Source organism: Ensifer sp., from assembly GCF_035999185.1.
GTDB lineage: Bacteria > Pseudomonadota > Alphaproteobacteria > Rhizobiales > Rhizobiaceae > Ensifer.
The window spans coordinates 170,702-187,129 of record NZ_DASYHB010000170.1; the positions used below are offsets into that span (position 1 = coordinate 170,702).

A 16,428-nucleotide genomic window follows, 5' to 3' on the forward strand; every position below is an offset into this window, starting at 1 on the left:
ACGACTGTGATTGGATCAATGAAGGGAGCCGGCGTCGAACGCGGCTTCTGCAGTTATAAATCGTCAAGCAAGGCGTCGGATGCAAGGTATGGCTACTATGCATCCCCTGCATGGGTCGCAAACGCGCAAACTTGAGCAGGGTTCCGCTCGGCCGGCAAATTTCGCGTGATACCTTGGCTCAGGCGAGGCTCTTGTCGATCGCCAGGCGCTCGGCGGCGCATTCCTGCGCGAGGAAGTCGATGAACGTGCGAACGGAGGGAAGCAGTCCGCGCCGCGAAGGAAACACGGCGTGCACGACACCGGATGCCGGCCGCCACCCGGGCAGCACCGGGACCAAGGTGCCTGCGGCCAGATCCTTCCAGATCATCATCGTCGGCAATTGCACGATACCCGCTCCGTCGAGTGCGGCTTCGCGCAACGCCGCCATGTCGTCCGTCAGGAAGCGCGGCGCGTGGCGGACGACCGCCCGTTCACCGTTGGAGCATTCGAGGCGCCATTCGTAGGTGTGGGTGGCCGAGGTCCAGGCAAGGCTTGGCAGTCCCGCCAGCTGTTCGGGCGACTGGATCGGTTCCTTGAGAAAGCCCGGTCGGGCGACGAGATACTGCGAACTGTCGTCGAGCTTGCGCATGACGAGATCGCTTTTTTCGAGCGGCGGAAACCGGACGCGGATCGAAACGTCGAAACCCTCGGCGATGACGTCGACGCGGCGGTTCGTGCTTTCGAGCTGCAGGCCGATCTTCGGATAGGTGGTCATGAAGCGCGCAAGAATCCGGCCGAACTGAAACGAAATCAGCGCTGTCGGGCAGCTGACCTTGAGTATACCTTGAGGCTCGCCCTGATGCTGGGCGACATAGGCGTCGGCGGCTTCCGCCTCGACAAGGACGGCGACACAGCGCTGGTAGTACTCGCGGCCGACATCGGTGACGAAGAAGCGCCGCGGAGAGCGCTGGATCAATCGAACTCCGATCCGGTCTTCGAGCATCGCGATGCGCCGGCTCAGCCGCGATTTTTGCGTGCCGGTTGCCCGCGCTGCAGCTGCAAAGCCGCCATGCTCGACGACTTGGACAAAGTAATAGAGGTCGTTCAGATCACGCATCGTTCTATTTGTAGGACGCTGCGTCAATTTTGGCAATCTTTTGGCCACCAGCGTTCCGCGATAACGTGCTTTCAGTCACAGCCGATCAGGCAGCAACAAAGGCGCTGCCGGCGGTGATCGAAGCCAAAACCAAGGAAGGATTTTCCAATGACCAAGCCCTATGCACGCCTCAACAAGGATGATGTTGCCGTCCTGCTCGTCGACCATCAGGCCGGCCTCCTGTCCTTGGTGCGCGACTTCGATCCCGACAAATTCAAGAACAACGTTCTGGCGCTCGGCGATCTCGCCAAATACTTCAAGCTGCCGACGATCCTGACGACCAGCTTCGAAGACGGCCCCAACGGCCCGCTGGTGCCGGAGTTGAAGGAGCAGTTTCCCGACGCGCCCTACATCGCCCGCCCGGGCCAGATCAACGCCTGGGACAACGAGGATTTCGTGAGGGCGGTGAAGGCGACCGGCAAGAAGCAGCTTTTGATCGCCGGCGTGGTAACGGAGGTCTGCGTGGCATTTCCGGCGCTCTCGGCCATCGAGGAAGGGTTTGAGGTCTTCGTGGTGACCGACGCATCCGGCACCTTCAACGAAGTGACCCGTGATTCCGCCTGGTCGCGCATGACCGCTGCCGGCGCTCAGCTGATGACCTGGTTCGGCGTTGCCTGTGAATTGCATCGCGATTGGCGCAACGACATCGAAGGTCTCGGCACGCTGTTTTCGAACCATATCCCAGACTATCGCAACCTGATCACCAGCTACAACACCATTGCAGCCCGCAAATAAGCTGAATGGAAGGGAAAAGCGCCGGCTGGTCTCAGCCGGCGCTTTTCGCGTTTCGGTTGGATATCGGTCCGGGCGGCGGCTACGCCCGACTTGCGGCTCGCTCGGCGTCCGGTGCCGCGGTGGTAGCGGCGGGTTTCAGTCGGCCGGTCAAAAGCAGGCTGGCGGCGAGGAAGGGGAAGAGTACGCCGAGGCCGAAGCGCATGTCGCTATGTTCGGCGATCAGGCCGATCAGCGGCGGTCCGAGCAGGAAACCAAGAAGCGCGATGAAGGAGAGGATGGCAACGCTTGCCGCCGCCGGCCTGTCTTTCTGGTCGGCCGCGGCGGTGACGGCGAGCGGAAAGCCTACCGAGACGCCGAAGCCCATGGCGGCAAAGCCGGCAAGCGCTGCCCAGGCGGCCGGGCTTGCGACCACCAGCAACAGCCCCGCAATGCTGGCAACGGCACACGCACGCGCGACCGGGACCGGTCCGTACGTCGCTTTCAGTCGGTCGCCGGCGAAACGGCCTGCTGCCACCATGAAGGCGAAGATCGAATAGCCGAAGCCGGCGCTGGCGCTGGAAAGCCCGAAGACGTCGCGCAGGAACACCGCAGACCAGTCCGCGACCGCACCTTCGGTCATGGTGATGCCGAAGACGAAGAAGCAGACGCCAAGCAACGCAAGGCTCGGGAGCTTTCCTTTCGAGGGTGGGGCGTCCTCACCCTTTGCTTCGGCGGATTGTAGCTGCGGCAGTTTGGCGGCGAAGTAGACGCTGATCGGCAGCATCACGGCGGCCGTCAGCGGCACCGCCCATTCCGAAGCAACCTTGAGCGCGGCGAACCCAACGCCGATCAGGCTGCCCGCCATGATGCCGAGGCTCCAGAAGCCGTGGCAGGTGCTCATGATCAATTGCCCGGAGTGCTTCTCGATCGCGTCAGCCTCGACGTTGAGGCCGAGCTCAAGCGTCGTCAGTGCCGCGCCGACGACGGCGAGCGTTACGAAGAGCAACTCGATGCTTGACGGCCAAGTCGGCATCCAGACGAGCGCCAGAAAAACAACGAAGCCGTAGATGATCGTGGCTCTGCCACCGACCCTGGCGACCAAGCGTCCGGCAAACGGCAGCATCAGCAGGATGCCGACGGGCATGCCGAGCAGCGCGATTGCCAGTTCGGCCGGACCGAGACCGAGCCTTTGCTGCACATCGGGAATACGCGGCAGCCAGGCTCCGAAGGCGATCGGCTGTAGGAAGAAGATCAGCATGATGAGCCGTTGATTGGTCATGCGCATGGTCCCCAATCGATCATTATGGCGCGAGAGAGAGCGTCGGCAGCGACTAAGCCGTCGAGCCGCTATGGGTGTTGCAAACAGGTCTGGCGCGTTGAAAATCGTTTTCAAAATCTGTCGCGCGCCTTCCGTGCCGTCAAGGTCGGAAACCATGGGCAGGTTGAAAAAGCAGATCTTTCCGGCGGAGTGACGGGAGGTGTTGCATATGTGCAGACACCACTTCGCGTATTGGTCTGGTCGGTGTGAAAAAGATATACATCTGGTCCGGCGGGGTTGGGCGGGCCAGATGCCTGTCGTTCAGGAGTGCCGCTTCACCGCAGCAGCTTCAAGGATCCGGTCAGCGATTTGACCCACTTGGACGCGCCGGCCAGTCCCACGCCGTCGATCGTTTCCACGGAAAGGTCTCGGTCAGGAAACTGCGTCTCATAGTCTGCGTAGTTGTGTAGCGAGCGCGCGAAGGCCGGAAACGGTACGACGATGCGATCCTCCCCTTTCGGCAGCGCCTTCAGGAGCAGCGTGCCGATCGTCTCGCTGTCGGCCTGCAGGATCGGGACGGGCCGGTTGGAGCTGATATCAATGGTGTTGCAATTGCCATCGGTCAGGCGCTGGTTGCCGAGGCCGGGCATCGCGGCGCCAATGCCGATAGAGATCGCGGCAATGGTGTTGGCAAGATGACCCGTCGGCAGTTCGGGATTGACGATGATGGCGAGGCGGATGTCCCGAGACACGATGATCTGTTTCCTCCATGTTCACGTCGACGGGGGAGGATAGACCGGATGCGGAGGTAAGTTCTTTCAGATGTTGCGAGTTGTCTGATACTTGAGATAGGATCTTCCTATTTTAAGCAAATATGAGACAGATTATGCCTTCTGTTCTGACGTCCGCCGACGTGAAGATTCTGACAGCGCTGCAAAATGACGGGCGCTTGAGCAACCAGGCGCTTTCCGAAGAAGTGGGGATGTCGACATCGCCCTGCTGGCGGCGTGTGCGGCAGCTGGAGGACGACGGCGTCATTGAAGGCTATCGGGCTGTTGTGAACCGGCGCGAAATCGGCCTCGGCGTGCTCGCCTTCATCCGCGTAAAGATCGACAGCCACACCGAGGTGGAGGCCGATGCCTTTGCGGATGAAGTGATGAAGCTCGACAGCGTCGTTGCCTGCTACAGCATTGCCGGTGACGCGGATTTCCTTCTGCAGGTGGTTTCGGCCGACCTCGATTCCTACTCGGATTTTGCCATGAAGGTCGTGCGGCGTCTGCCGTGCATCAAGGAAATGCAAACGACCTTCGTCCTGAAGGAAATAAAGCCCTATAGCGGCCTGCCGTTGCGCGTAACCGCCAGCCACCGATAAGGCCGGGCGGTCAAGCGCCCGGTTGTCGCGATGCGGTCCCGCCTCTCGGCGGTCTCAGTGAAATCATGGCCGCAGTCGATGCGTCCTTGCCATTGGCGCCGGCGCCGAATTTCGGCACGCCGGATCCGTCGATAATCCATACGGCATTTCGACCGCCTGATTTCGCCGCATAGAGGGCGGCGTCGGCCGCAGAGATGATGGCGTGCGGTTCTCTTCGTTCTTCGATCAAGGTGATGCCGATGCTCACGGTCGCAGACAGGACGCCCTTCGACGTGCCGAGGCGGCAGCCCTCAAATGCGGCGCGGATGGCCTCGGCGACGGCGATCGCGCCCGGCCGGTCCGACCTGGGGAGGCAGACGGCGAACTCTTCGCCGCCCATGCGCGCGATGAACGCGCCGCGCGGTACGGTCTTTGAAACAATCTCTGTAAATTCAACGAGAACCTGATCGCCGGCCGCATGCCCGTAACGATCGTTGATCGACTTGAAGTGGTCGATATCCATGTAGAGCAGGGCCCCCTCTCTCGGTCCCTCCGCCAGGGAGGTGTCGAGCTGGGCGAGAAACGCGCGACGGTTCGGTACGCCCGTCAGCGCGTCGGTTTCGGACGCCAGCTTGTAGCGCTGCTGCGTCCGTTCCGCCACGAGAGCGAAGAAGGCAAAACCGCCGGCCAGGCAATGCAGGAACAGCTCGAAGGTGACGAACTGGTACCATACCGGCTGTTCCGCACCCGAAGCCGTATTGCCGGCGAGCGGCCATAGCAGGATCAACGGAATCCGCACGAGATAGAATGCGCCGTGGCTGACGAAGACGAAGGCGACGATATAGGAGCTTGGCAGCCTACGGAAATTCTCCGATCGGAAGATTTCGATCGCGACCAGAGCGGAATAGGCGAAGATGAGCACCGAATAGAGGACGATCCTGCTGGTGACGCTCTCCTGGAAGTGATCGGAGAAGTAGGTGATCGCGATCCAAAGTACCGGCCCCGCCAGGGCGGAAGCGATTTTGAGGGGGCGGTTGTCGAACGCGCGCAGGCCAAGCCAGATCATCGCGAGCGCCAGTACTGCCAAAGCGTTGCCGAGCGAGACGGTGAGGAATTGATAGCCGTCCCCGCGCAAGGCAAGCAGCACGAAACCGAGCGCACCGATGAAAAAGGCACAGGACCAGATCATGAGTTCGACGCTCTTGCGGTCCTGCCGCCAGGCGAGACCGAAAAAGACGCCGAAGATCACCAGCGTCGCGAACGAGCTGAACATGATCGTCGGGGTATGCAGGGTGTTCACGGTCACCTCCTGGTTGTGGTGGGCAGCATTGCCCGAGAAGCGTAAAGCTTTCGCAAATGATAAGCGTGCCGCCGCCCCGCTATCGCTGACCGAAGATGGGACGTGTCACCGGGAGGGTGCGCCGAGGAGGCAGGAATCGGGTTGAATTTCGACCCGTTACGCACGATTTTCAGGTTAGAGGCACAAGTGGAGGCCAGGTGGATGGGGCAGGCAGTACATCGCTATTTTATCTTCGATACCGCGGCCGGGTTCTGCGGCATCGCTTGGAGCGATGCTGGCATCACACGGTTTCAGTTGCCGACCGGCGCGGCGGACGCGACCGAGCGCCTTCTGCAACGGCGGCTGCCGGCCGCCGAGCCAGGGCACCCGACAGCGGAGATCGCCGAGGCCGTTGATGCCGTGCGGCGCTATTTCGAGGGCGTCGAGGTCGATTTTTCCGGCTTCACGGTCGATCTTGAAGGCCAGGACGCGTTCTTCCTGCGCATTTATGCTGCGGCCCGTGCGCTGCGCTGGGGGCAGACCACTACCTATGGTGCCCTGGCAAAGGAGCTGGGCGCCGGACCTGAGGCCGCGCGCGATGTTGGTCAGGCCATGGCCAAGAACCCCGTCTCGCTGATCATCCCCTGCCATCGGGTGCTGGCGGCCGGCGGCAAGATCGGCGGGTTTTCCGCGCCCGGCGGATCGACCACCAAGACACGCATGCTCGAACTGGAAGGCGTTCATCTGGAGCCTCCGGCGCCGACGCAGCAGTCCTTCGGCTTCTAGGATAGAGCCTGCTCATGCGGCAGCCCAACGCGTGAAGTGTGGCACTGCATGCCCCCGCCTCCGCCAAGCCAACGACGATGGTCGCGTGCCGGACATGAACGGCAAACGGTCCGGCGCATTTCGTCTCCAACGCATACGGGCGCTTACGTTCCGGCGGTCTAGCGTTCGTGTTGCTGCAAGGTGAGACGGACATGAACGCCCCGCGGGCCCAGCGTTTCTCCGACCGCACTTCCGTCGTTGCGCGACCAACGCGGCTTCTGTAGCCGACCTTCACCCTGCTCGATACGGGACGCCATGAGATCTTCGTGCGCGTCGTAAAGCCGCCCTTTGGCAAGCCGACGGCGGCTTCGTGGCAACGCGCTCTACACCCCAGATTTTGCCGCAGGCGCAACTCTCCCTTCGTCTCGAAGATCGCTGTTGACAAAACACACCGATCGTTGGCAAATGTCAGAAGTAGGTGACGAATGCCACGCGACCGGGCTGCTTCAAGGGAGACAGAAGCAGAAATCAACCATCGTTGAGCGGCTTCCACCTTCAGCAGATACCTGGGTGGAGGAACGAACTTGGCTTTTCAGATGGACCGGCAATTGGGCTTTCTGGCCGGCGTCAACGTTGCCGCCGTTGCCGTAGGCGCCGTGCTCGTCGGCGCCAGCTTCGTCGAGCTCTACAACTTCCAGTCCATGGCATCCCAGGTCCCGGAGCTTGGCTTCCTCGCGCTCGGTGTCATGCTTGCGATGATGTCCGGCAATGGCGGCATCGACCTTTCCGGGATCGCCTTGGCGAACCTTTCCGGGGTCGCCGCCTACTTCTTCCTGCGCGATGCGATTTCCGCTGACGATGCGCCATACCTCTTTATGTGGAGCTTTATCGGCGCCGCGCTCGCGATCGGCCTCGTCGGTGGGATGCTGAACGGCTTCCTGATCGCCCAGCTTGGCTTGACCCCGATCATCGCGACGCTCGGCAGCCAGTTGCTCTTCACGGGTCTCGCCGTGGTTCTGACCAACGGTTCGGCGCTCAGCCTCGGCTATGTCGAGCCGCTTGATGATTTCGGTAACGCCTCGATCCTCAGCATTCCCCAATGCTTTGCACTCTTCGTCGTCGTCGCGCTTGGCATCGGGGTGGTGCTGCGCTTCACCCCCTTCGGCCAACGCCTGCTTCTTCTCGGCAACAATGCCAAGGCGGCGCGTTATGCGGGCATTCCTGAAAAGCGGATCCTGTTTTTGACCTACACCGTGTGCGGACTGCTGGCTTCGGTTGCCGGTATCGTAATCGCCGCACGCACGTCGAGCGTGAAATGGGACTATGGCACCTCGTATGTTCTCATCGCGATCCTGATTGTGGTCATGGCGGGCGTTCGTCCCGAGGGTGGCTATGGACGCGTGATCTGCGTGGTTCTCTCGGCAACGTCGCTGCAGATGCTCTCGAGCCTCTTCAACTTCATGAACATCTCCAATTTCTTCCGGGACCTCGCCTGGGGTGTCCTTCTGCTCATCTTCATCGCGATCTCAGGCTTCGATTTCAAAGCCTGGTTGAGATCCGCCCGCAGCTAGCCCTCTTCCTCGTCAACGCCGGCGCGAGCCTTCGCACGCCAGCGGCTCTCTCACCTCGAAGGCACAAAGGGAGGAATCTATGCCTGATTTTCGTAAACTTGCCGCCTGCACCGTGGCGCTCGGCACCGTCTGGGGGGCGGGCGTCGCGACGGCGGAGGAGAAGCCGTCCATCGTTACCGTCGTCAAAGTGACCGGCGAGAACTGGTTCACGCGGATGAGCCAAGGCGTTGCCGCCTATGGCAACGACAACGACACGGTCGCCACCAGCCAGATCGGTCCCGGCAAGGCCGACGCTGCCCAGCAGGCGCGCCTGATCGAGGATCTCGTCGCCAAGAAGGTCAGTGCGATCGCCGTCGTGCCGATGGATGCCTCGTCGCTCGAAGGCGTGCTGAAGCGTGCCGCCCAGCGCGGCATCAAGGTCATCACCCACGAAGCCGACAGCATGAAGAATACTCTCGTCGACATCGAGGCCTTCGAGAACAAGGCGTTCGGCGCCCGCTTCAACGAAAAGATCGCCGAATGCATGGGCAAGTCCGGCAAGTGGACCTCCTTCGTCGGCTCGCTCGGCAGCCTGACCCACGTGCAATGGGCCGACGGCGGTGCCGAAAACGCCAAGAAATACCCGGAGATGGAACTCGTCTCGGAGAAGAACGAATCCTTCAACGATGCCAACCGTGCCTATGAAAAGGCACGCGAGATCCTGCGCAAATACCCTGATATCAAGGGCTTCCAGGGCGGCTCGGCGATTGACGTCATCGGCATCGGCCGCGCGGTCGAGGAAGCTGGCCTCCAGGACAAGACCTGCGTCTTCGGTATCGGTCTGCCGAAGGACACCGGTTCCTACCTCGAATCCGGCGCCGTGGACGGCATCAGCTTCTGGGATCCGAAGGATGCTGGCTACGTCATGAACAAGGTGGCGGACATGGTCATCAAGGGCGAAGAGATCAAGGACGGCATGAACCTCGGCGTACCCGGATACGAAAAGGTATCCGTCAAGAAGGGCGCAGGCGACGGCATCATCGTTGTCGGCGAAGCCTGGGTCGACGTCGATAAGTCGAACTACGGCAAGTATCCGTTCTGATCGGTTTTGACGGTCAATGCCGCCGCGCCTAACCGGCGCGGCGGTCCGCGCCCGCCGATCCATGCACCTTAGGATAATTTCATGCAGCCTCAGCCCAATGGTCACGAACCGCACGCGCGGCCAAAGCCAGCAACACCGTTTCTGGAGGTGCGCGGCATCGAGAAACACTTCGGCGGCGTGCGGGCGCTCAAAGGCGTGAGCTTCTCGATCGAAGCCGGCAACATCTATCACCTGATGGGCGAGAACGGCTGCGGGAAAAGCACGCTGATCAAGATCATCTCCGGGGCTCAAGGCGCCGATGCCGGGGAGTTGCGGATCGACGGCGAAGCGATTGCCAATCTGACGCCCGTGGCTGCGCTGGCCGCCGGCATAGAAACGGTCTACCAGGACTTTTCGCTTTTGCCGAACCTTTCCGTTGCCGAGAATATCGGCCTGACGCAGCAACTCGTGGCCTCCGCCGGCAAGCTGGCACGACGGCTCGACATACCCAAGATGCGCGCGACCGCGGCGCGCGCGCTTGCGGTGGTGGGGCTGCCGACGAGCCGGACGTTCCTTTCGACGCGTACGGACGCGTTGCCGATGGCGACGCGTCAATTGATCGCCATTGCCCGCGCCATCGCCTCCGACGCCCGCCTTGTCATCATGGACGAACCGACGACGGCATTGACGAAACACGAGGTCGACAATCTCATTGCCGTCGTCGATCGCCTGCGCGCCGGCGGCGTCGCGGTGCTGTTCGTGACCCACAAGCTTGATGAATGCAAATCGCTTGGCGGGCGGGCGATCATCATGCGTGACGGTCAGAAAGTGGCCGAATGCGACGTCGAAAGCCACTCGAAGGCCGATCTCGCCCATTGGATGACCGGCAAGGTGCTCGACGATGCGCGCCATCGCGCCGCTGACACGCTCGGCGAAAAGCTGCTCGACATCGAAAGCCTTGCGAGGCCCGGATACTTCGAGGACGTATCGTTCTCGCTGCGCAAGGGTGAGATCGTCGGTATCACCGGCCTGCTCGATTCCGGGCGCAACGAATTGGCGCTGGCGCTTTCCGGCGTCTCTCCGGCGGCAAGCGGCGATATCATACTCGAAGGCAGGCACATCCGTTTGAGGCGGCCCGCCGACGCCATCGCCTCGGGCATCGGCTATGTGCCTGAGGACCGACTGTCTGAAGGCCTGTTCCTCTCGCAATCCATCAAGGACAACATCGTGGTGCCGGTCTTCGACCGGCTGCGCAACGCTTTCGGCATGCTTGACGGTCGCCGCGCCCGCGCGCTTGCCGAACACACCGTCGCCGACCTCCAGGTCGCCTCGGCCGGGGTCGACAAGCCCGTGCAGTCGCTCTCGGGTGGCAATCAGCAGCGTGTGCTGATCGGGCGCTGGCTGACGATCAATCCGAAGCTTCTCATCCTTCACGGCCCGACCGTCGGCGTCGACGTCGGTTCCAAGGATACGATCTACCGCATCATTCAGCGGCTTGCGGGGGAGGGCATGGGCGTCATCATCATCAGCGACGACCTGCCCGAACTGCTGCAGAACTGCGACCGCATCATGGTCATGCGCAAGGGCCGTGTCGTCAAAACCTTCGCTGCCGAAGGCCTGGCGGAAGACGTCCTTTCCCGTGCGCTCACCGACGATACCATCAAGAGGCTGCAATGACCGAAACCACCTTCTCCGCAGCCGTTCCCCGATCGGGCAGCGCAAGCACCGTTGCCGGCGCCTGGACGTGGCTTCTGCGTCATCCGCCGGTGTTTACGTTGATCCTCATCGTCGCGGTCGCACTCGTCGTTGGCTCCATCAACACGGACTTCTGGCAGACGTCGAACCTGTTCGACATCCTGCGCGCTTCGGTCGTGCGCGGTCTCTTTGCGCTCGGCGTTCTTGTGGTGCTTGCCTCTGGAGGCATCGACGTCTCCTTCACGGCGATCGCGGCCTTCGTGATGTATGCCGTCACGATGCTGGTCGTGAACGTCGTGCCCGACATGCCGATCCTGGCAATTCTCGCTCTCGGCGCGGCCGGAGGCGCCTGCTTTGGTGCCTTGAACGGTGTCCTGGTTCACGCGCTGAAGGCGCCGTCGCTGATCGTGACGATCGGCACGCAATATGTCATCCGCAGCTTCCTGCTGACCTTCGTCGGCACCGCGCTGTTCATGAACATTCCGGCGGCAATGGAGGCGTTTGGAAAGCTCGCGCTCGTTACTCACCACAGCGAGAATGGCTCGACGTCGATCCTTCCCGTCTTCGTGCTTGTCCTTGCCGTCGCCTCGGTCGTGACCTGGTGGATCCTCGAACGCACCTTGATCGGTCGCGCGGTCTACGCCGTCGGCGGCAATGCCAACGTGGCCGAGCGGCTCGGCTATAATCTGCGCACGGTCCACATCTTCGTCTTCGCCTATGCGGGGCTTCTCGCCGGCATTGCAGGCATCATCCATGTCTCCAGCAACCGCCTTGCCAACCCCTTCGATCTGGCGGGCGCCGAGCTCGAGATCATTGCCGCCGTCGTTCTCGGCGGTGCGCGGATCACCGGCGGTTCCGGCAGCGTTGTCGGCACCCTGCTCGGCGTGATCCTGATTACGCTCGTCAGCAATGTCCTCATTCTCGTCGGCATTCCAAGCACCTGGCAGCTCGTCATCGTCGGCGTCTTCATCATCCTCGCCGGCGCCATCTTCTCGATCCGCGGCAAACAATCCTGACGGTCTCATCCGTGGTCGCCAGAAGGCGGCCCGGACCCTTGGCCGTTCGACAACTATGGTTCATGAGAAAGGTTTGAGCGCATGGCGCACGATGTATCGGTAATCGGACTTTACATCCTCGACATCCTTGGTCGTCCCGTCGACCGCATCCCGGAAGGCGGCAATGTCGAGTTCATCGACGAGATCCGCCTGACCGTCGCGGGTACAGCGGGCGGCACCGTCGTGGACCTCGCAAAACTCGGGCTGAACTGCCTGGCCGTCGGCGCGGTCGGTGATGACGAGAAGGCCGATTTCGTCATCTCGACGCTTCAGCGCTTTGGCGTCGACACGGCTGAGATGCAGAGGATCCCGGGTGTCCCGACATCTGCGACCATCCTCAACATCCGCCGCAACGGAGACCGCCCGGCCCTTCATGTTCGTGGCGCATCCGGGAGCTTCGAAATTGCCGCGGACGCACTCGACCGCGTGACCGAGGCGCCGATCGTCCATCTCGGTGGCACGGGTCTGCTTGACCGTCTCGACGGCGAGCCGAGCCGCGTGCTTCTCGAAACGGCCAAGCGCAAGGGAAAGACGACCACCTTCGACCTTCTCGGGGTAAACGAGAAGACGCTTGCGTTGATCCGCCCGCTGTTCCCCTACATCGACTACTTCATGCCCTCGGTCGAGGAAGCCTTGCTGATTTCCGGGCGCCGGACGGCTGAAGATGCCGCACTCTTTTTCTCCGATCTCGGCGTCAGGCATTGCCTGTTCACGCTGGGCGGGGAGGGGGTCTACTTCATGGACCCTGAGAGACAGAGCCTGAAACTGCCAGCTTTCGAGATTGACGTCGTGGACACGACCGGCTGCGGCGATGCGTTCAATGCCGGCTTCATCACGGGACTGCATCACCGGATGGATACCGAAACGGCACTCAGGTTCGCGCAGGCATCTGCCGCGCTGGTGGCGACCGGTCTCGGTTCAGACGCCGGCATCACCTCCTTCGAGGCGACACGCGATTTCATGCGCACGGCGCGCGTCAAGGCGAACTGATCTCGTCCCTGATGCGTTTTGCTTGCAAGCGCATCAGGGGCGTTCGGCCAACAGCATTACGGCGGTCTCGATGTCGGTGACCAGGTGGGTGGCGTAGCCGCCAGTCATCGTCGCGCGTATGGCGGTAATCTTGTTTGCGCCGCCTGCCACGCAGATGCGGCTCGGAATGCGCACCAGTTCATCAAGCTCGATGCCCACCATGCGGTCGTCGAGCTCGCCGTTCACCTGACGGCCCGCTTCATCGATGAAGCGGCAGATCAGCACGGCGACGGCGCCGTGGGCCTCATAGGAATCAAAGTCCTGCTGGCTTGCAACATTGGCCGAGCGGATCAGTGTATCCGGGCCGATATCGCCGACGCCGAAGACCAGGATGTTGGTGGAGTGGATGAGTTCGAACTGCTTGACGAGCACCGGTTCCGCAAGCAGCCGGCGCTTGAGTTCCGGCGTCGACAACAGCGCCGGCGCCAGCAGATTGACGCAACGGGCATGGATGCGTTGCGACATCAGCGACGTGCAGAACTCCGGTGAAAACTCGGGATTGGCGATCGAGCTGCCGGATACCTGAACCACGGTAAGACCCTCGAGCGGCTCCGCCAGCGAAATCTGGTCGGCAACGGCAAGGACCGTCCGACCCCACGCAACGCCGATCGTGTCGCCTTCCTTCACCATGTCTGCAAGGAGCCGCGCTCCCGCTTCGCCGAGCCGGGTGACCAGAGAGGCGGGCTCGCCGGCGGGAATGACCAGCGCACCTTCAAGCCCGAACGTCTCCTTGAGCCTGCGCGCAATGGCGACGCGCCCGCCGATGTCGGTGTTGACGCGGATCGACACGAGGCCCCTTTCGCGGGCTTCCTGCAGGTAGTTGACGATGGTTGCGCGTGACATGCCGAGGATCTTGGCGATGTCGCTCTGGGTCAGCTGGTCGACATAGTAGAGCCACGCCGCCCATACGACCCCGTCATCGAATTCGGGTGGCAGCGATTTGCCCTCGCCAATCATCCAGCTTGCCCGCCCGCTGTCCGTCATCCGTCACTCCGCCTGATCCGTTTCTGCCACCTCAAACCGGAAAAACCTCTGGCGTCAAACAAATTCGAAAGTCCAATTGACATTTGACACACGTTGTTGTCATTTGTTTGCGTCGCGTGCAGCGTGACGATCAAGACAGGATTCTCGCTTGAGCATGCCCCCGCCGAAAGCGGATGCTCGCGCAGGCGAGGTCAAGGCAATCGCAGGACCGCGCCCGTCGCGCGGCCGGCAACCGTTGCCTGTCCCAGACATTCCGGGCGTACATGCCCCGCCAGCCCTATGCGGTTCGGCGGGCACGGTTTCGCCATACCCATTTTTGTCCGGAAGCGGCGCACGGGATGCGTGAGGACCGGCAGCAGAGGAGCCCTTCATGAAGTCGATATGGTCCGAAACCGACTACGCTAATGTTGTCGACAACTATGTGCGCAACGGCGTCAACCGCGACCTTGCGATCCGCACCTACACGACGCGTCTTCTCGGATCGGATCCCGAACTCGTCCTGCATGGCGGTGGCAATACTTCGGTGAAGACCACCTTCGTTGACCTCGACGGTTCGGAAATTCCCGTCCTCTGCGTCAAGGGAAGCGGCTGGGACATGGGCACGATCGAGCCGGCGGGCTTGCCGGCCGTCCGCCTGCAGCCGCTGCATGCCATGGTCGCCTTTCCGACGCTCAGCGACGACGACATGGTCATGCTGCAGCGCCGACTGCTTCTGGATCCGGCTGCTCCCAATCCGTCTGTCGAAGCCATCCTGCACGCGAACCTGCCGTTCAAGCACATCGACCACACGCACGCCAACGCGATCGTGTCGCTGACGAACCAGCCGCATGGCGAGGCGATCATCCGCGAGCTCTTCCCAAACTCGATCATCGTGCCCTACGTCATGCCCGGCTTCGACCTGGCCAAGGCCTGTGACGAAGCCTTCCGCGCCGACCCGACGGCGGACGGCATGATCCTTTTGAAGCATGGCATCTTCACCTGGTCGGAAGACCCGCGCGAATCCTATGAAAAGATGATCGCGGCGATCGACAAGGCGGAGCGCCGCATCGCGCAGGGCAATCCGCGGCCTTTCGTCCAGGTCAATCAGCCGTCCGGCCTTGCGACCGCCGCCGACATCGCTCCCATCCTGCGGGGCGCGATCGCGATCGACACCGGTGTCGAAGGTTGCCCGAAACGCTTCGTGCTGGAACACCGGGCCGGCGAGGCCGTGCTTGAATTCTGCAACGCGGAGAACGTCGCCGACCTTGCCCGTCGCGGCAATGCGACGCCGGAACACGTCATCCACATCAAGCGCTTCGGCCTTTCCCTGCCGGCGCCCGTCGCCGGCGAGACGGCGGCCTGGGCCGAGACGGTGCGCAAGGCGATCTCGGTCTATGCCGACGAATACCGTGCCTATTTCGAACGCAACAATGCCCGTGTCGGCGGCAACAAGACGATGCTCGACCCCATGCCCCGCGTCTTCTACGTCGCCGGCGTTGGGCTGTTTGCGGCCGGATCAACCAAGAAGGCCGCGCGCGTCGGCGCCGACGTCGCCGAGGCGACGATCAACGTGATCCGCAATGCCGAGGGCATCGAGAGCTTCGAGGCGCTTTCCGAGGCGGACCTTTTCGATATCGAGTACTGGTCGCTCGAACAGGTCAAGTTGACGAAGCAGGCGGAAAAGCCGCTCAGCCGCCAGGTTGCTGTGGTCACCGGCGGTGCCGGCGGGCTGGGCCTTGCCGTCGCCGAGGCGCTGCGGGCCGACGGCGCCGAGATCGCCCTGCTGGACCTTTCCGAACCGGCGTTGAAAATGGAGGCCAAGCGCCTCGGCGGCATCGGGCTCGTCTGCGACGTGACCAGCCCTGAAGCAGTCGATGCCGCCCTTGCCGAGGTCGCCGCGCATTTCGGTGGTATCGACATCGTCATTTCCAACGCGGGCGCCGCCTTTCAAGGCGCGATCAGCGAGGTCTCCGACGAACTCTTTGAAAAGGCTTTTGCGCTCAATTTCTGGGGACACCATTACATCGCCCGCCGGGCGGTGAAGATCATGAAGGCCCAGGGAACGGGCGGCGCCCTGGTGTTCAACGTCTCCAAGCAGGCGGTCAACCCCGGTCCGGACTTCGGTCCCTATGGCACGTCGAAAGCCGCCCTGATGGCGCTGATGCGGCAATATGCGGTCGAGCACGGTGCCGACGGGATCACTTCGAATGCGGTCAACGCCGATCGCATCCGCACCGGGCTCATGACCGACCAGATGGTCGAAGAGCGCAGCCGCGCCCGCGGCATCACGCCGGATGCATACATGCGCGGCAATCTCGTCCATCGCGAGGTGGCCGCAAAGGATGTCGCGGAAGCCTTCGTCCATCTGGCCAAGGCGCGCACCAGCACCGGCGCGGTCATCACCGTCGATGGTGGCAACGTTGCGGCCATGATGCGATAGCCCGTTTCCAGATGAGCGCGGCGAAAGACGCCGCGCTCGCGCTCCTCTTGTGGAGAACCGCCGCCGGGAAATCTGCGGGGGCGGTCTTGCTCGAATGCAAGCCGTTTCTTGAC

At 62.3% G+C, this 16,428-nt stretch carries 14 protein-coding genes; 9 read left to right on the plus strand and 5 right to left on the minus strand.

From position 1 onward, the window contains the following. Positions 1–178 precede the first annotated feature (178 nt). Positions 179–1,096, minus strand: a complete 918-nt coding sequence (locus VGO04_RS22250) for a LysR substrate-binding domain-containing protein (RefSeq protein WP_327498125.1) — start codon at positions 1,094–1,096, stop codon at positions 179–181. A 147-nt stretch (positions 1,097–1,243) separates the two neighbouring features. Between VGO04_RS22250 and ycaC the strand changes: the two genes are divergently transcribed. After that, entirely contained in the window at positions 1,244–1,870 is a 627-nt protein-coding gene (gene ycaC / locus VGO04_RS22255; RefSeq protein ID WP_327498126.1) for an isochorismate family cysteine hydrolase YcaC, read from the plus strand. A 79-nt stretch (positions 1,871–1,949) separates the two neighbouring features. Here ycaC and VGO04_RS22260 read toward each other — a convergent pair whose 3' ends face one another. Continuing rightward, positions 1,950–3,128: an MFS transporter gene (locus VGO04_RS22260; protein WP_327498127.1), complete on the minus strand. Its 1,179-nt coding sequence runs from the start codon at positions 3,126–3,128 to the stop codon at positions 1,950–1,952. Between the two features lie 314 nt (positions 3,129–3,442). Then, positions 3,443–3,859 carry a DUF2000 domain-containing protein gene (locus VGO04_RS22265; RefSeq protein ID WP_327498128.1) on the minus strand — a complete coding sequence of 139 codons (417 nt, stop codon included), beginning with the start codon at positions 3,857–3,859 and terminating at the stop codon, positions 3,443–3,445. A 134-nt stretch (positions 3,860–3,993) separates the two neighbouring features. On the opposite strand from VGO04_RS22265, the gene VGO04_RS22270 reads away from it, so the two are divergent. Beyond that, entirely contained in the window at positions 3,994–4,479 is a 486-nt protein-coding gene (locus tag VGO04_RS22270) for an Lrp/AsnC family transcriptional regulator (protein WP_327498129.1), read from the plus strand. Between the two features lie 10 nt (positions 4,480–4,489). Here the strand turns inward: VGO04_RS22270 and VGO04_RS22275 are convergent, their stop codons facing one another. Next, on the minus strand, positions 4,490–5,758 hold the full coding sequence (locus VGO04_RS22275) for a GGDEF domain-containing protein (protein WP_327498130.1): 1,269 nt from the start codon (positions 5,756–5,758) through the stop codon (positions 4,490–4,492). Between the two features lie 201 nt (positions 5,759–5,959). On the opposite strand from VGO04_RS22275, the gene VGO04_RS22280 reads away from it, so the two are divergent. The 6 genes from VGO04_RS22280 (at position 5,960) to VGO04_RS22305 (ending at position 12,873) form a co-directional block, all read left to right on the plus strand. Next, on the plus strand, positions 5,960–6,523 hold the full coding sequence (locus tag VGO04_RS22280; protein ID WP_327498289.1) for a methylated-DNA--[protein]-cysteine S-methyltransferase: 564 nt from the start codon (positions 5,960–5,962) through the stop codon (positions 6,521–6,523). A 575-nt stretch (positions 6,524–7,098) separates the two neighbouring features. Next, positions 7,099–8,073 (plus strand): ABC transporter permease, encoded by a 975-nt coding sequence (locus VGO04_RS22285; protein WP_327498290.1) that lies wholly within the window; start codon positions 7,099–7,101, stop codon positions 8,071–8,073. 79 nt (positions 8,074–8,152) lie between these two features. Next, complete coding sequence (locus tag VGO04_RS22290; RefSeq protein ID WP_327498131.1) at positions 8,153–9,154, plus strand: substrate-binding domain-containing protein; 1,002 nt, start codon at positions 8,153–8,155, stop codon at positions 9,152–9,154. A gap of 81 nt (positions 9,155–9,235) precedes the next feature. Further along, a complete protein-coding gene (locus tag VGO04_RS22295) occupies positions 9,236–10,810 on the plus strand; it encodes a sugar ABC transporter ATP-binding protein (protein WP_327498132.1) in 1,575 nt (524 codons plus the stop codon). Next, the gene (locus VGO04_RS22300; protein ID WP_327498133.1) at positions 10,807–11,844 is read left to right on the plus strand and encodes an ABC transporter permease; all 1,038 of its coding nucleotides are present in this window, start codon (positions 10,807–10,809) and stop codon (positions 11,842–11,844) included. Before VGO04_RS22295 ends, VGO04_RS22300 begins: the two co-directional genes overlap by 4 nt. Before the next feature lie 81 nt (positions 11,845–11,925). Then, entirely contained in the window at positions 11,926–12,873 is a 948-nt protein-coding gene (locus VGO04_RS22305; RefSeq protein ID WP_327498134.1) for a sugar kinase, read from the plus strand. A gap of 33 nt (positions 12,874–12,906) precedes the next feature. Here the strand turns inward: VGO04_RS22305 and VGO04_RS22310 are convergent, their stop codons facing one another. Further along, positions 12,907–13,896, minus strand: a complete 990-nt coding sequence (locus tag VGO04_RS22310) for a sugar-binding transcriptional regulator (RefSeq protein WP_327498135.1) — start codon at positions 13,894–13,896, stop codon at positions 12,907–12,909. Between the two features lie 370 nt (positions 13,897–14,266). On the opposite strand from VGO04_RS22310, the gene VGO04_RS22315 reads away from it, so the two are divergent. Continuing rightward, entirely contained in the window at positions 14,267–16,315 is a 2,049-nt protein-coding gene (locus VGO04_RS22315; RefSeq protein ID WP_327498136.1) for a bifunctional aldolase/short-chain dehydrogenase, read from the plus strand. Positions 16,316–16,428 lie beyond the last annotated feature (113 nt).

What these genes read in the sequence shown, in the direction of transcription:
- VGO04_RS22250 (WP_327498125.1), bottom strand. Translation starts at nt 1,096, where the DNA reads ATGCGTGATCTGAACGACCTCTATTACTTTGTCCAAGTCGTCGAGCAT.
- ycaC (WP_327498126.1), top strand. Translation starts at nt 1,244, where the DNA reads ATGACCAAGCCCTATGCACGCCTCAACAAGGATGATGTTGCCGTCCTG.
- VGO04_RS22260 (WP_327498127.1), bottom strand. Translation starts at nt 3,128, where the DNA reads ATGACCAATCAACGGCTCATCATGCTGATCTTCTTCCTACAGCCGATC.
- VGO04_RS22270 (WP_327498129.1), top strand. Translation starts at nt 3,994, where the DNA reads ATGCCTTCTGTTCTGACGTCCGCCGACGTGAAGATTCTGACAGCGCTG.
- VGO04_RS22280 (WP_327498289.1), top strand. Translation starts at nt 5,960, where the DNA reads ATGGGGCAGGCAGTACATCGCTATTTTATCTTCGATACCGCGGCCGGG.
- VGO04_RS22285 (WP_327498290.1), top strand. Translation starts at nt 7,099, where the DNA reads ATGGACCGGCAATTGGGCTTTCTGGCCGGCGTCAACGTTGCCGCCGTT.
- VGO04_RS22290 (WP_327498131.1), top strand. Translation starts at nt 8,153, where the DNA reads ATGCCTGATTTTCGTAAACTTGCCGCCTGCACCGTGGCGCTCGGCACC.
- VGO04_RS22295 (WP_327498132.1), top strand. Translation starts at nt 9,236, where the DNA reads ATGCAGCCTCAGCCCAATGGTCACGAACCGCACGCGCGGCCAAAGCCA.
- VGO04_RS22300 (WP_327498133.1), top strand. Translation starts at nt 10,807, where the DNA reads ATGACCGAAACCACCTTCTCCGCAGCCGTTCCCCGATCGGGCAGCGCA.
- VGO04_RS22305 (WP_327498134.1), top strand. Translation starts at nt 11,926, where the DNA reads ATGGCGCACGATGTATCGGTAATCGGACTTTACATCCTCGACATCCTT.
- VGO04_RS22310 (WP_327498135.1), bottom strand. Translation starts at nt 13,896, where the DNA reads ATGACGGACAGCGGGCGGGCAAGCTGGATGATTGGCGAGGGCAAATCG.
- VGO04_RS22315 (WP_327498136.1), top strand. Translation starts at nt 14,267, where the DNA reads ATGAAGTCGATATGGTCCGAAACCGACTACGCTAATGTTGTCGACAAC.